This window comes from Moritella sp. Urea-trap-13, from assembly GCF_002836355.1.
Classification (GTDB): Bacteria; Pseudomonadota; Gammaproteobacteria; order Enterobacterales; family Moritellaceae; genus Moritella.
Window position 1 is genome coordinate 1,492,603 of the sequence record NZ_PJCA01000031.1, and the last position, 16,185, is coordinate 1,508,787.

The 16,185-nt window shown below is 40.9% G+C and carries 11 protein-coding genes; 5 read left to right on the plus strand and 6 right to left on the minus strand.

Translation table 11 applies throughout. The features are described 5' to 3' along the window. Positions 1–306: 306 nt before the first annotated feature. Both CXF93_RS14650 and fdhD read right to left on the minus strand, forming a co-directional pair. Complete coding sequence (locus CXF93_RS14650; RefSeq protein WP_101063213.1) at positions 307–2,622, minus strand: FdhF/YdeP family oxidoreductase; 2,316 nt, start codon at positions 2,620–2,622, stop codon at positions 307–309. A 28-nt stretch (positions 2,623–2,650) separates the two neighbouring features. Then, entirely contained in the window at positions 2,651–3,682 is a 1,032-nt protein-coding gene (gene fdhD / locus CXF93_RS14655; RefSeq protein WP_101063214.1) for a formate dehydrogenase accessory sulfurtransferase FdhD, read from the minus strand. Between the two features lie 231 nt (positions 3,683–3,913). Here fdhD and CXF93_RS14660 point away from each other — a divergent pair, with 231 nt between their 5' ends. The 5 genes from CXF93_RS14660 (at position 3,914) to CXF93_RS14680 (ending at position 12,218) form a co-directional block, all read left to right on the plus strand. Continuing rightward, the gene (locus tag CXF93_RS14660) at positions 3,914–4,390 is read left to right on the plus strand and encodes a ferrodoxin oxidoreductase beta subunit (RefSeq protein WP_232784227.1); all 477 of its coding nucleotides are present in this window, start codon (positions 3,914–3,916) and stop codon (positions 4,388–4,390) included. A 151-nt stretch (positions 4,391–4,541) separates the two neighbouring features. Beyond that, positions 4,542–6,158 (plus strand): NAD(P)/FAD-dependent oxidoreductase, encoded by a 1,617-nt coding sequence (locus tag CXF93_RS14665; protein ID WP_101063215.1) that lies wholly within the window; start codon positions 4,542–4,544, stop codon positions 6,156–6,158. Then, positions 6,131–7,441: an FAD-dependent oxidoreductase gene (locus CXF93_RS14670; protein WP_101063216.1), complete on the plus strand. Its 1,311-nt coding sequence runs from the start codon at positions 6,131–6,133 to the stop codon at positions 7,439–7,441. Before CXF93_RS14665 ends, CXF93_RS14670 begins: the two co-directional genes overlap by 28 nt. Positions 7,442–7,600: 159 nt before the next feature. Next, entirely contained in the window at positions 7,601–8,932 is a 1,332-nt protein-coding gene (locus CXF93_RS14675; protein ID WP_101063217.1) for an AarF/ABC1/UbiB kinase family protein, read from the plus strand. A gap of 310 nt (positions 8,933–9,242) precedes the next feature. Then, entirely contained in the window at positions 9,243–12,218 is a 2,976-nt protein-coding gene (locus CXF93_RS14680) for a Six-hairpin glycosidase-like protein (RefSeq protein WP_101063218.1), read from the plus strand. A 119-nt stretch (positions 12,219–12,337) separates the two neighbouring features. Here the strand turns inward: CXF93_RS14680 and CXF93_RS14685 are convergent, their stop codons facing one another. The 4 genes from CXF93_RS14685 to CXF93_RS14700 form a co-directional block, all read right to left on the minus strand. Continuing rightward, the gene (locus CXF93_RS14685) at positions 12,338–12,673 is read right to left on the minus strand and encodes a hypothetical protein (RefSeq protein WP_101063219.1); all 336 of its coding nucleotides are present in this window, start codon (positions 12,671–12,673) and stop codon (positions 12,338–12,340) included. Positions 12,674–12,893: 220 nt separating this feature from the next. Beyond that, positions 12,894–13,844 carry a sensor domain-containing diguanylate cyclase gene (locus CXF93_RS14690; RefSeq protein ID WP_157824454.1) on the minus strand — a complete coding sequence of 317 codons (951 nt, stop codon included), beginning with the start codon at positions 13,842–13,844 and terminating at the stop codon, positions 12,894–12,896. A gap of 175 nt (positions 13,845–14,019) precedes the next feature. Beyond that, positions 14,020–14,922: a YafY family protein gene (locus tag CXF93_RS14695; RefSeq protein WP_198551666.1), complete on the minus strand. Its 903-nt coding sequence runs from the start codon at positions 14,920–14,922 to the stop codon at positions 14,020–14,022. A gap of 159 nt (positions 14,923–15,081) precedes the next feature. Further along, on the minus strand, positions 15,082–16,158 hold the full coding sequence (locus CXF93_RS14700) for a hypothetical protein (protein WP_101063222.1): 1,077 nt from the start codon (positions 16,156–16,158) through the stop codon (positions 15,082–15,084). Positions 16,159–16,185 lie beyond the last annotated feature (27 nt).

Sequence of the window (16,185 nt, forward strand, 5' to 3'; positions counted from 1 at the left end):
GCAATAGCAAAGTAGATCCGAAAGCTATTTTTTACTGGCAGGAACAAAACAATATACCACTGTGGATTATAAAATATTATATTGCATCGTTAATGATAATATTGCAAATGACCGCGGTAAATTACAGACATCAATATCCTAGAACTATGATCTTGCACAATAACGATTATTTCTGTTACTGACTCCCTAAGCCTTTAACTTCAGCAGTTTCATCCGCCTAAGCATTACTTTCACGGTTCCCTAAAACCAAAAAAGCCTGCTATTTCAGCAGGCTGTCCTTGTCTAACTCCGCGTTTAAAAATCAGATTAAGCGGTCACAGTATCAATTTTATTACTCTCCAACACTGTCTTGGATAACACAACAGGGATAGCTTTGGAAATGGGCGTATCACTCAAATCCCCTCTGCCATCGATAGATACCAAGGCATTAGTTTCAGGGAAGTAAGCAGCAATATTACCCTCTGGAATATCATAAGCCACCAGCTTAAAACCAAACACTTTACGTTCAATACCATCAGGCCAAAGCGATTCAATATCGACTAATTGGCTATTCTCCATGCCTAATGCTGCAATGTCGTTTTCGTTAACAAAAAGTACTTTACGCTCTCCAGAAATACCGCGGTAGCGATCATTAAAACCATAAATAGTGGTGTTGTATTGGTCATGTGAACGCATAGTTTGTAATACCAACACAGGATCTTGACTTAGCTCCCGTAAGTTTGCAGGCAGTAAATGAACAGGCAGATCATGACGCATGAATTGTGCTTTGTTAGAGGCAGTGTTCCACTGCCGATTAGCAGCGCTGTTACCAAGATAAAAACCGCCTGGTTGCTGTATTTTGTCATTAAAATCATCAAAGCCAGGAATGCTTTTTGCAATTAAATCTCTGATCCGAGCATAATCTTCAATCACCCAACGCCAATCAATAGGCTGCTTGCCCAATGTTGCTTCTGCAATACCAGCGATAACAGCTGGCTCCGAGCGCATTTCGCCGGTATCACCTGCCACCACACCAGCAGATGCATGCACCATGCTAAAAGAATCTTCAACAGTAATACTTTGCGGTCCAGATGCTTGCATATCAATATCTGTGCGGCCTAGGCAAGGTAATATCAGCGAGTCTTTACCATATATCAAATGGGTACGGTTTAATTTGGTGGCGATATTAACCGTCAAATGACAGTTAGAAAGCGCTTGCTGTGTTAATGCCGTATCTGGTGTGGCCGCCGCAAAATTGCCCCCAAGCCCAATAAATACTTTACTGTCACCAGCAAGCATCGCTTTGATCGCGGCAACGGTATTATGCCCAGGTTCTGACGGCGCTGAAAAATCAAATTGCTGAGATATGCTGTCGATGAATGCTGCACTCGGTTTTTCATCTATGCCCATAGTACGATCGCCCTGCACATTACTGTGCCCACGCACTGGACACAACCCTGCGCCCTGCTGTCCCAACTGGCCAAACAGTAATTGTAAATTGGCAATTTCTTGAATGGTGTTCACCGAATGCTTATGCTGTGTAATGCCCATCGCCCAGGTAATAATAACGCGATTAGCTTGGCGATAAATGTTGGCGGCGTGCTCTATTTCAGCTTGGAATAACCCAGCCTGCTCGGTTATTTCACTCCATGACGTTGCTTTAACAGCTGTTAAGTAGTCATCGAGGCCTTGGGTATGCTCGGCAATAAATGCATGATCAAATATAGATTTCCGCCCTATTGCTAATTCAGCCTTATCTATCACACAAAGTGCTTTAACCATACCGCGCACAACAGCCATGTCACCACCGAGTTTAGGCGTGAAGTAGCATTGGCTAATTTGTGTCGAGCCATCGGTGAGCATCTCTGCCACTGATTGTGGGTTGGTAAAACGCTCTAAACCTCGTTCTTTTAGGGTATTAAAAGTAACGACAGCCGCTCCTCGGCGCGATGCCTGACGAAGCGTATCTAACATACGTGGATGATTTGTTCCTGGATTTTGACCAAACACAAAAATAGCATCCGCATGCTCAAAGTCTTCTAGTGTTACCGTACCTTTGCCGATACCAATCGCTTGCTTTAAGCCAACGCCACTGGCTTCGTGACACATATTGGAACAATCTGGAAAGTTATTGGTACCAAACTTACGCACAAAAAGCTGATATAAAAAAGCCGCCTCATTACTCGCTCGACCCGAAGTATAAAATTCGGCTTGGTTAGGGTGTTCAAGGGCATTCAAATGTTTGGCTATGAGGGTAAATGCTTGCTGCCAACTCACTGCTTCATAGCAATCCGTCAGACGATTGTACTTAACAGGATGACTAAGCCGCCCTTGGGATTCTAAAAAATAGTCACTTTGCTGCGTTAACCAAGTTACCGGATGTTGTGCGAAAAAATCCGGCGTTACACGTCGACTTGTGGCTTCCCAGTTCACCGCTTTGGCGCCATTTTCACAAAATTTAAACCGGGTTTGTTCTTTTGATTCACCCCAAGCACAACCAGGACAATCAAAGCCCTTGTCTTGGTTAGTTTTAAGTAAATTGCGAATATTACGTGATACATTTTCACTTTTCACCAGATGTTGAGTGGTGCTTAATAACGCACCCCAGCCACCAGCTGACCCTGTGTATTTTTTAATTGTCATGTCGATTCTCGATATCCAATAGCCTATATCAAACTATCTCAGGCGTTCTATTGTCATTAAGTAGATTTAAACGAAAAGCGCCATGGTAGACATTAAAGCCGCCATCGCGACTAAAGCCAATCAGTGTCAGGTTAAAGCGCTTTGCCATGTTGATGGCAAGGTTAGAGGGTGCGCCAACAGCAATCAGTACCGAGATACCCGACACCAGCACTTTTTGCACTAACTCGAAACTGATACGGCCGCTTAAGAATACGACTTTACCTTGCTGATCAAACTCAGAGCTTCTGGCTAATTTACCCATCAATTTGTCTAATGCATTATGACGACCGACATCTTCACAGCTCATTAATAACGCCCCTTGAGCATCGAATAAAGCGCAGCCATGTACGCCACCGGTTTGATTAAACATCGATTGGTATTGACGGAGTTGCTCACTAAAGTGCGGGATGACATGACCAGATAACCAGCCTTCGGTTGGGTCTAAGTCGGCAATATTACGTAGCTCTAAAGACTTTATCGATGACTTGCCACACACGCCACAACTGGAAAAAGATGTGGTATCACGATTGATTAACGTCCAATCGACAACAACATCTGGTGATAACTGTACATGTATTTCGTTTTGGCGTGCGTCATTGTCGTAAAGGCCATTGCGGTAAATGTCATCTAAATCAAATTGCTCATTAATACCGACAATATCATTAGCCTTGTTGATGATTCCTTCCGCCAATAACAAACCTGTCACCAAGTTAAGATCATCACCCGGTGTACGCATCGTGACTAAATACACCCGTTCTTGCTCTTTGCCCGCGCTATCACTATAAATAAGCCGTATCTCTAAAGGCTCTTCAATAATCACAGCGTCAATTGCAAGGCTAACGTTTACGCCATTAATATGCTGAAGAGAACATGTCGCAACACCTACCTGATGTGAGGAGTGTGAGAGTGCATATGGGCGAGATTGATTATTTTTATGCGTATCTAGCTGGCTATCCACATTAAAGACAGCATCGTTAACAACTGGGGGATCGTTTTCGGGGTGTGTTTTTTGTTCAGCCATGGGCATGCTTCACTCTCTACAATAAGATCTTTACCCTACCTGCTTCTTAGCAATAAACATAACTGGAAAATTCTGTCATTTGATAAGAAAAATCTATCAGCTTATGTCATATAAGGTAAATAAAGGCTTCACGGAACACACTTCAGGATTATAAAGTTTGAGCATAAGAAAGTGAGAGGACTATTATTGGTATAAACTTTATAGACTAAGCTAATTTTGCAAGGGAACATCATGAGACTTATACTTTTAACTACTTGCCTACTATTCAGCAATCTTGCCTATTCAGCCTCATTAACGGCAAGTAGTAAGTCACTGGGCATAAAACTGGGGAGCGCTTCTATTGGTTCAGAAGACTATACCGTCGCAGGTGTCTCGATTAATTACTTTGCCTTAGATAACCTTGCTGTTGGTACCGCTTATGAATACTGGTTTTCAGGTAAACCGACAGTATCAAAAGCCACTTTAGAATCCACTTATTATCTCCCCGCATCCGAGCAGCTAAAACCCTATTTCGGTTTGTTGTATAGCCATTACTTTGTCGAAGATAATGCAGATATAGATGCTTATGGTTATCGTGTTGGCATCGCCTATATTAACTCACCCATGTTCTTTAGCGCCGGACTTCGCCAAGAAAAATACACCTCAGACAGAGCTATATTTTCTAACGAGGACGCCACGGGTGAATTTATGATTGGATTTTCTTTTTAGAAAAACCATCAATCTTTGGTATCGAATAAACAATGGCAAAATATATAGGTAAAAAACACTTAGCTCGAAGCCAAAATTTCAGCTCGATAAAACCGTTGGTTTTTGAGCAACTCTGACCCTTGAATCGAAATAGTTATGGTGGGTGCGCAACATGACCAGCAAGACATACCGGAATTATATAAAGTCGGCTCAAACAAAAGAAGCACGAACCTTTGATGTCATTATTATTGGCTCTGGAACTGGGGGCATGAGTGCCGCCTCTTTTTTGGCTCAAGCGGGTAAACGCGTACTTTTGCTAGAGCAACATTACGTACTCGGGGGCTTTACGCATACGTTTGAACGTAGTGGTTATATTTGGGATGTTGGTTTGCACTATGTCGGCCAAGTTCATATCGAGGGCAGCGTATTGAATAAGGTCTTTCGCTATATTGCGAAAGATAAACTCAAATGGGAGCCGCTGGACAACATTTATGACAGAGCTATATTCGGTGATGAAGAATATCAATTCCCTAGAGGAAGAGATAATCTTAAGGCCAAGTTAAAGGCCTATTTTCCAGAAGAAAAGGACAGGATCTCAATCGATCAATACTTCTCATTACTCGATGACGCTCAAAACTTAGGCAGCGGTTACTATTTAGAAAAAACCTTACCGCCAATGTTATCAAAAATAGTGGGTAATTTTTTACGTCGCAGCACGCTTAAGGTTTCCGATAAAACGACATTAGCAGCATTAAAAGAAATTACCGACAACGTTAAACTGATTGGCGTACTAACGGCGCAATACGGTGATTACGGTTTAACGCCTGCAAAGAGCAGTTTTTACATGCACGCATTGCTCGCCAATCACTATATGGAAGGGGCTGCCTACCCTGTAGGAGGCGCAGCCAAAATTGCCGAATGTATTATTCCTATTATTAATGAGTCGGAAGGAATAGCCCTGACACTGGCCAATGTGGATGAAATTATTGTTGAAGACAATACTGCCACCGGTGTGCGCATGAAAGACGGTGAAGCGCTTTACGCTAAAACCATTATCAGTGCTGCCGGTATTACCAATACATATTCACATTTATTGCCGGAAAAAGTGAGCAAGGGCCATAAGCTAGATAAGTTACTTGACGAGCTGGAGCCTGCAACCGCCCATGTCGGATTATATGTGGGTCTGAAAGAGTCTTCGACATCGCTAGCCTTGAAGAAATGTAATTACTGGATTTACCCTAATCAATATGACCACGACAAAGGGCGAGAAGAGTACAAAGACTTTAATGCCACAATACCGGTTTCTTTTGTTTCATTTCCTTCTGCGAAAGACCCCTTAGCAGAAAAGAGGCGTCCTGATAGATCAACTGCCGAAGTGATCATGTTAGTCCCTTATGAGTGGTTTACTCAATGGGAGAATACAAAATGGCAAAAGCGGGATGACGAATATAAAGCGCTCAAAGAAAAATTAGCGCAACAAATGCTAGAGCAGTTGTATCGTATCGCACCACAGCTGAAAGGAAAGATAGATTATTATGAGGTGTCTACACCGCTCAGTACTCGCCACTTTTCACAGCATAAGCAAGGCGAGATTTATGGTCTTGCACACTCTCCAAAGCGTTTTAGACAAAAATTCTTACGTATTCATACTCCCATAAAAAACCTGTTTCTTTCGGGACAAGATGTCATGACCGCAAGTATCGCGGGTGGCACCATGTCGGGGCTATTGTGTGCGTCGACAGTTTTGAAGGAGAACCTACTATGGACAGTCAACAAGGCAATAAAATAGATTTTAATCAACGTATTGCCATTTTAGGTGCGGGTGCCGCAGGGCTAAGTGCGGCGGAGGCGCTCAAATTAAAAGGGTATAAGCACGTCACATTATTTGAACGTAGTGATCATGCCGGTGGAAAATGCTTGAGTGTCGACGTTAACTCAAAAAGCTATGAGCTTGGCGCGGGTATTTTAACGGCTAACAATATAATCCCTCTTCGCTTGGCAAAAAAATATAATGTCCCTATCGCGCCAGCAGATTTTGGCCATAGTATTATGGTGAACAAAAATGGCAAACGACTGCCTAAACAATCGCTGATACTAAAGTTGAAAGTACTATGGCAGCTAGTATTTCGCTATAGGCGAATTTTAAACAAGTACAAAGAACTGGAACATCCAGGCTTTCACAATCTTCATCCTTCCGTCACCGTACCGTTTGGGCAATTTGCCAAAGAAAATAAAATCACCGATTTAGCAGATGTCTTTAGCTTATGCCTTACGGGGTTTGGCTATTGCTATGCGGATCATGTGCCAACAGCTTATGTGCTGAAGTACGCCAACTGGGCAACCATAGTCTCGCATTTCAAAAAACAAGTTTACGTTTTTCCCAAGGGAATGCAGGGGCTGTGGACACGTGTTGCCAAGGAACACAACATCAGATTTAACACCGTGATCACTAAAATCACGCGAGCAGAAAGCATCACCATCGACACTAAGGCAGGATCCGAACAATTCGATCGACTTATTGTCACGACGCCTTTGGACGAAATGTCATTATTGATGGATATGAGACCCCAAGAGCAGGCGCTATTTAAAAAAATTAAGTATCTGGACTATCAAACTATTCTTTGTACGGTTAATCACTTTGTGGAAGAGACGGGTTATGTACCAGAGAATTTTATCAGTGATCGCGCCGGACACCCGGTATTCTGGTATTACCGACAAGTTGGAGAACCCGTCTATTCTTTTTATGTATTAACAGATAGAGATATGAGTGGAGAAGTCATCAACGAGAGTGAGCTCTTTAATCAAGCGAAAGCATTCGATGAGACGAGAGTAATCGATAACCTGAAAAATTTTGTAGGAGCAATGGGCGCGCAGGTTGAGTCGGTTCATCAATTTGTTCATTGGAAATATTTTCCTCATGTCGACGCCGAGGAGATGAATAATGGTTTTTATGACAAACTAGAAAATATGCAAGGTAGTCAACATACATACTATGCTGGCGAGATACTCAATTTTAGTTGCGTGGGATTTACCAGCGAATATGCGGAATATATCGTAAATCGCTATTTTTAATACCATGGGAACACCAGACATAACAAACAGCATCCAGCTCGTTTCCTGCGGGTGTATTTATATATGCTTCTCCAACAGGTTCGCAATTCAGAGTGATCTTTTTATACCTTGATAACGTACTAATCATACCAGCATTCAATCTTAGGTAGCGAGTAAACGATGACAAAATACATGGGTAAAAAAGTACCGACCTCTAAGCTTTCTCGCATTTCAAAATTGGGCAGTTTAGTTGTGCAAGTGGCCGGAAATGTGGCCTTTGAGGGTGTTAAGCAATTTTCTCAAGGGAAAACACCAACATTCTCTAAACTACTGTTAACACCTAGAAATATTGAGAACCTAGCGGATAAGCTAGCCCAATTACGTGGTGCGGCCATGAAAGTCGGACAATTGTTATCGATGGATGCTGGCGATTTACTGCCAAAAGAACTCAGTGCGTTACTCAGTAAACTACGTGCTGATGCTCAGCCTATGCCGCGTAAGCAACTTCTGCGAGTACTCACAGATAACTGGGGACCAGACTGGCTTGATCAATTCAGTCACATTGAATTAAAACCTTTCGCTTCAGCTTCTATCGGCCAAGTTCATTTAGCTTACGGCGACAGTGGCGAAAAACTTGCAGTTAAAGTGCAATATCCAGGAGTCCGTCAATCAATCGATGCTGATGTCGACAATGTTGCTACACTTTTAAAATTATCAGGCTTATTACCAGAAAAAATTCAACTAGACTCTTTACTCAATGAAGCTAAAAAACAACTTAAAGTCGAAGCGGATTACCTCCAAGAAGCTGACTTTAGTCGTCGCTATAGTTTATTACTCCATGACGATCCGCATTTTATAATCCCGGAAGTATTAGCAGATAATAGTACTAAAAATATTCTCCTAATGACTTATGTTAACGGTAAAACCATAGACCAAGCTGTTAATCAATCTCAAGCGCAAAGAGATAATATAGCAACCCAACTTATCCGCTTATTTTTTGCTGAGTTGTTTGAATTTAAACTAATGCAAACCGATCCTAACTTTGCTAATTATCTATACCAAACCGAACAAGAAAAAATAGTATTACTTGATTTCGGTGCAACTCGCGATATTCCACCCGGAATTAGCCAAGGCTACCTCGCTTTGATTCATGCCGCCAGCTTAGGCGATCGCCCTGCGATGCAAACGGCAGCCGAAGATATCGGATTCTTTGCTCAAGATATAGATCAAGACTACCTGCAACAGGTTTTAAGCACCTTTATCATCGCGACCGAGCCTTTGCAGTGCCAGGGAGAGTATGACTTTGCCAGTACTGATTTAGCTTATCGTATTAAACAAGCTGGCATGGCGATAAATAACAGACAAGACCAATGGCATACACCTCCTGTCGATGCGATTTTTATTCATCGTAAACTAGCAGGACTATATTTATTGGCGGCTAAACTAAACGCCAAAGTGAATGTGTCAGCGTTATTCAAGCCTTATCAGGAACAAATTAATGTAAGGGATTGATAAAATAGATTGAGTTAAAACTACAGAGGGCGTTCTAGGGTTATCTAGAAAAAACCGCTTCCTCATCATCTATACTTACCGCTTCAGTTGTTTGATTGCGCCCTTTTTGCTTCGACATGTACAAGGCTTTATCACCTTAAGTGAACGGCATTAGCCATTTTGGTGGGTTTTTTCGTCTCACGTGACAAGGAGTTTATTTTGTTTAAACAATTCAGTTGCTTACAAACATGACTACCACTAAAGTATAGCAGGTATTTTAATGGCTCACTGATGAGTTATTTTTCACTCTATGCTATAGAAGGTAAATCACATGAGAGTAACGAAAGTTGCTTTAGTCGTAGCAGCAATTCTGGGCTTGGTAGCTTGTAACAATAGCGATGATCAAGCATTACGAAATCAGCTAAGCCAGATATCTCAAGAAAAGCAGCAGCTAGAGCTTGAGTACCAACAAGCGCTAGAAGAGCTAGCAGAAAAAGAAGCGGACAATACATTCCCACTTGTGCTACCACCACACCCAGACAGACTGTTTATTCGCGGTGTTAATGGTCAATGGGATGCATCTAACGAATTGACTTATGTTGGCAACAACACATACCTATCTATCCTTCGAGTGGATCGTGGTAGTCACCGATTCAAGGTTGCTAACGACAGTTGGGGATACGAGCAGACGGTGCCCGGAAAGATCATAGAGCTAGGCGTTCAAGAAACAATGATACCTAAGCCTGATGTGACTGATGACTGCACTAACGATACCGACTGTAATTCTATGGTGACTTTCCCAGCGAAAGGCTATTACAAGTTCATTCTAGATTTGGTCGATGTTAAGTCCGGTAAAATCACCATCAAAAAAGTCAATGAAGACGAATTGGGTGATTTACTTTTGAGCTCAAATATCCATGCCGAACATGAATTTTCAGTCATCAAGGTATTCCCAGCATTTGATGGTACTAACTACACAGTTAAGACCTCAGTAAAGGATAGTTCGGCAGCGTTGCGCGAATTCGGTATCAGTTCAACGGAAGAGCTACGCGATGGTGTAGAACAGGGGATCATTGTCAAAGAGCTTGCTAATCTTCCTGTTATTCACACAGGCAGTTTGTTATTTGATGCCAACTTCGCGATTAGCATCAACGAAATGAAGCAGCTTAGCGTTTCTGAAATCAAAGATGGCAACTACAATAATAACCAACCTCTATCTGTAGAGGCGTTTGAGACTGGTGCGAAATGGCATTACGTTTGGACTCGTGATCTGTCATATGCGGCGAATCTATCTTTAGCCTTTATGGACCCAGAACGCGTTAAAAATTCATTAGAGTTTAAGCTTTCAGATTTCCGAGATGGTACAAACCAACATGGTGTGCAAATCATTCAAGATACGGGTACAGGTGGCTCTTGGCCTATCAGTACTGACCGTGTGACTTGGGCATTTGGTGCAGATAAACTCCTACAGTCTCTAACTGGCGATGCAAGAACGGAATTTGCTACGCGAGCGTATAAGGCTTTGGTTAATACAATCAATGCCGATCGCATTGCTGCTTTCGACCCAACACTTGGTTTGTATACGGGTGAGCAATCATTCCTAGATTGGCGTGAGCAGACGTACTCATCTTGGAGCCCTGAAGATGTGAACTATGTTGGTACAAGTAAATCGCTTTCTACTAACGTCGCGCATTACAAGGCTATTAGACTGGCTGAGAAGCTTGCTATTGAGTTTGGTGATGATGCAGAGGCAATTGAACTAGGTTCTAAAGCAGATGATCTTAAAGTGTCTATCAATGAGAATTTCTGGGATGCAGAACGTGGCATGTACGCGAGCTACATTTTTGGTCACAAATCAAATATCAAAGTCGATAAGTACGACATGCTTGGTATTTCTCTGGCTATTTTAGAAGGAATTGCTTCACCTGAACAAGCCAAGTCATCGATGAGCCACTATCCGCATGCTCAATACGGTGTTCCAGTGTATTTCCCACAACAGCCTGACACTCCTATCTATCACAACAGAGGTATCTGGCCATTTGTTACGGCATACAGCTTAAGAGCTGGCGTTGAAGCCGGTAACGTAGCTGCTGTTAACAATGCTTTTCATTCATTGGTTCGTGGCACCTCTCTAAACCTGTCTAACATGGAAAACCTAGAGTGGTTATCTGGTAAGCCTAAATTCACACATAGTGACTACCTTGTTGATGGCCAAGAGAATCTAGATGGTCCAGTTATCAACTCGCAACGTCAGTTGTGGTCAGTAGGTGGTTACATCGGAATGGTAATTCATGATGTATTTGGCTTTGATATTGTTAAAGGCGAAATCAGCGTTAATCCATTCATCACTACTGAGATGAAAGAAGTTGTATTTGGCGATCAAGACGAGATTAGCATTTCTGGCATCATGCATAATGGCGTATCTCACGAGATTACAATTAAGCTTCCAGAGGGCGACACCGTTGGTAAGGGTCGTTATGCTGTAGAGTCTGTTGTTCGCACTGATGACTCATTTATGGTTCAACTTGGTGATGTTATCGAAGACGATAGCAAAATAACATTGGTTGATACTTCTATCATGCCGTATGACCTGACCAACGAGTCTGTCTTCTCACCAGTAGAGCCGGCTATCTCTGCGACCATTAAGGGCGAACAGGTTCTTCTAGATATTGAAAATCATGATTATGACATCAAGCTGTTTGCGAATGGTAAGTTGATTGATACCAATAACGTCTTTCCTTATGACGGCGTATCTACCACTTGTTTTGTTGCTGAGGCCATTGGCAAACAAGGATGGCGTTCTAACCTCAGCAAGCCAGTTTGTGTTGGTGAAGTAGAAGAGATGGCTTTCCAACCAAACGGTTCGTTTGCTTACGAAGAGCTAGAGGACGGTACTAAGGTGATTAAAGACTTTGGTAAGCCTGGTGATGTTCTTCAAGGTAAAGACGGCAAATTCTTTAATGTGGAAACTGCTGGCAAATATGATTTTGCGATCAAGTACATCAACAATCAGGGGCCAGTTAACACAGGTATTACCAATGCCGTTAAGCGTTTGACTATCAAAACGCTAGATGGTGCGGTGGTTCATACAGGCATAGTGCAGATGGCTCACGGTCTAAACAAGGGGGATATCCTGACTTCTGCACCGGTAGCAGCGGATTTGCCTGTAGGTCAATATACGTTTGAACTGTCTGACCACTTCAACATGAGCTACCTAGAATCTAACGAGACTTACAGCGCAGTTGGTGGCTTAAAAGGCTTTGTGAACTATGCCGATGTGATCAGCATTGGAATGACTACTCACTAATAGAGAATCCGAGCCAAAAAAGCCTGCTGAACAAGCAGGCTTTCATCATTATTCTTTATCACACCATCAACTCAAACATGACGCCACATTCAAGTTAAAACAGACTATATTGCAGCAGCCTAAAGTGCAGCAGCTTCTACTTCAGCTACAAGCGCGTTTATTTGCGCGATATTGTCTGTCATTTCAGCACGGAAATCATCAGCAACCGTTTTAACAGGTAGCGTAAGGTAAGTTTCAAGCTGTACAACTAACAGTTTCAATAACGCAGAGTAAGTCGCTGTGTTTTGTGCTTCTTCTAGTGCTAATAATGCAGTGCTAATTGCAAAGTGTTGTGTTTCTGGCTGGTCTGCTTTAGCTAAATGTTTATTTACTTTTAACTCAGCGTAATCAACAAACTGTAGCTTGATATCGATGTCATTGTTTAGCTTTTCTAAAAATTGTGTATTGTCAGTCACATGTCGTTTACCTTAGCACTCCACTCTGCCACACATTAAATAAAGAAAGTGGCATGGCATGAACCACACTTATATTTATTTCTTCTGCGTTTGGTAATATTACGCTCGATGAAAGTTCTGCGGATTCTGAATACAGTGACAAAATCGTGGCAACTAGTACATTTCATTACAGTGTTCCTGATTGATAAAATAGATTGAGATACAGAGAAGGTATCCAGAGTTATCTAGCAAAGATTTCTTCCTCGTCATCTATGTTTATCGCCTCAGTGGTTTGGTTTCGCCCTTTTTGCTTCGAAATGTATAAAGCTTTATCGGCTTTATCAAACCATTCATCTTCTGATACTATTTCATCAGTCCATTCACATACACCCACACTAATTGAAATCTGAGGCTGATTCGGGGTTTTATCTAAATTCATTATTTTTGTTCGAAGTAACTCTGCAAAGGCATATGCTTCATTAACTTTGGTATTAGGCAATATAACTGCAAATTCATCACCGCCAAATCGACACGCTATATCACTATTTCTTATCGTTTTTCGGAGACTGTAAGCCAGTCTTTTAATTGCCTCATCTCCCGCTAAGTGTCCGTGTTGATCATTGATACGCTTAAACTCATCAACATCAAAAATAACCAGTGAAGAAGATACGCCGAAGGTTTTGCTATGGTTGAACTGCTCTATTAAACATTGCCACCAGTAATTTTTCGTTAAGAGCTGAGTCGCAGAATCTCGTTGTACTTGCTCTTTTAATCTTTCATTTTCACCATGAAGTAATAAATTATTCTTAGCCGATGAAGAGATCCCATTCACAACTAAACAGATGTACTCTTGCCCCGACGAGTCTGTCGATAAGGTAAAAGCTTTCACCTCTGGAAAAAATTGTAACCTTGTATCATTAATAGCGTTAAAGATATTGGCGTCAGTTATTGATGGCTTACCAGCATTTAAAACCATCTGTATTTGATGGGTTAGCCATTGTTCAGGTCTTCGATGCAGCAGAGTATTTACGTCTCGACCTATGGCTTGTTCAGATGAAATATCCGTATGATTTTCAATACAATTATTCCATAGCAGTATGCGATAATCTTGATCAATAATCATAAGGCCTGTCTCAAGAGTATCGGCCACTTGTTTTAGAAAACATAAATTAATATTAAGCTGTATGTTCATAATGTCCCGTCTAGGAAATACCATTCCAATAAAAATAATGATTCAAAGAAAGCTAATGCAGAAGAACACCTACATTAAAGTCGTCATCAAAGTACAGGTACATTATGCACTGTAGGTATAGACACCATATGTCACCCCCTGAATATAATATTAAGATTTGCTATTTACATATTTTTTATTTGAGGTATTCATACAGCTCATTTTCAAGTTTACGTTTTAATTTAATCGGTGAAATAATCTGAACTCGGGGTATCCACCATTTGATAACAGGTAGTATTTCCAATTCTGCAGCATAAAAACATTCAACAATGTAACTACCATCACTTTGTTTAAGAATATTACCTTGATTAGGAAGTATGGTCTTACGCTCAAAATAATGTATCGCATTGCCATCCACTTTTATTTCAGCCTTAGTTTTTTCCCCATAATAAATTGTCTTGTTATCATGTATCTGCTTATCTTTGATTGGACAGTAATTAAAAGAAGAATATGGCCAAAGCACTTTCATTCCTTCTAATCTGAAGGGCTTAATTTTATGTTCATGAACTGAAATTAGGTAATAGGCTTCATTGAAACGTCTGATCAAGTATGGCTGAACATCTTTAAAGGAAGCCTTATTGCCATTCGATTTAATATACTCGAACTGAATAAGTTGCTTGTTCTCAATCGCAGTAATAACTTTAGAATAGTTATTACCTGAAAATTCATGCTTATTCAGTTTCTGGTATCCCGTCTTCGGCACATTCTCCACATAATCAATATCTTTTGACTCATGCTTTATATTACCTTTGTTATTACCGTTATTATTTACATCGGTAAGATCATAAAACTCCTGTAAACCAGCCTCGATGCGAATTTTTAAAAGCTGAGAGTGGTACGAATTTGACATTCGTACCCCAGATTTATCTCGGATTAAGCCAAATATATCTAAATGCTTAAAATCTCGTTTTATTGTTCTTGAATCGACATTAAACTCTTTTGTCATTGCATTAACAGTTAGCGTGTCACCATCAACCAACCTTTTAGCCATGTTAGCAATTCTATCGCCTTGCTTCATTCCACCAGTCGTATTATGCACATTTATTACCATATATAAGTCACTTAGACACATTATGCCACATATCAGCATGTCAGCATGTCAGCATGTACCGCACGATTGATGCTTTATTAAATCACAGACTAGTTCTATTCAATATCTCGACCATATTTATCGCTATTTTATTCAATATTGCTTTATTTATGCGATTGAATGTAATTTCGGTGATTCTTCATTTGCAGCACGAACTTCTGATAACTGCGCGGCGATATCATCTAGTGAAATACCTTTCTCTTGCATAAAGCTCAACACATGCTGCATATCAGCCTGACGGTTAAGTTCTACAGCTTGAGTAATATCTGCGATTAATTGTGCCGCTTCACTGTTAGTCAATTGCAGTAACACTGCAATACGAGCACTATCACTTAATGATGTAACTGTGTGGATATCTGCAGATTGATTATCGATTACCGCGCTCTGTTCTGACGATTTAGCGGATGACTCAATGTTAATTTCACTCACAGTATTAGTACTATCTTTCGTATTAGTACCATCCACCGTGCCAACATCCATGCTTTCATTATTCATTTTGCTACAACTTGTCTCTGTTATTTGATTACTTGATGCAATAGTAATTGCTTCATCTTTTGCTATCCCAGTATCATTTTGATTTGGTGTTTTCACCTTACCTAATTCACTCAGTTTCAGTGCATAATAAGCAACATTTGGCAGCATGAAATCTATATGTATCTTTAACTCTTTTTCGAGTGCGTTCATTTCTTTGTTAGTCAGATAGCCTAGACCTGAATTGTCACGCTTTGCACGTTGAATCGAGTCAGTGATAAGTACCTTACGGTGCTCACTAATCGGCTTTATTGTGCCCGCTTCAATAACCAATTTTTCTTCGCGTTTTTCAATTGAAGTAGCTATGTGACGTAATGATTTAAGAATGGCTTTTAACATCTTTTCAGTATTGAGTTTTTTATTCATTTGCAGATCAATTCTGTTATTTTTCTGCATTGTTGGTCCGTACGATACGTCTTTACCTATCCCCCGAACCTCTTGTCTCACCATCGACATGAAATTATGTTGAGAATTGTAGTCAGAAGGCGTGCAGTCGGTATAAAGTGGTTTTTTAACACCATCAATAAGTACTTTTAAATGATTATTTTTTGCTTTTTGATATGTAAAAGGGATCAGGCCTAATGTCTTTGTTAGCTCTTTGATTATGTCTTTTTGGTACTTGCTGAATTTTCTTGCTTGTGGGCTGCTGTTCATGTCTGGCGTCCTTTAAATTTAAGTATG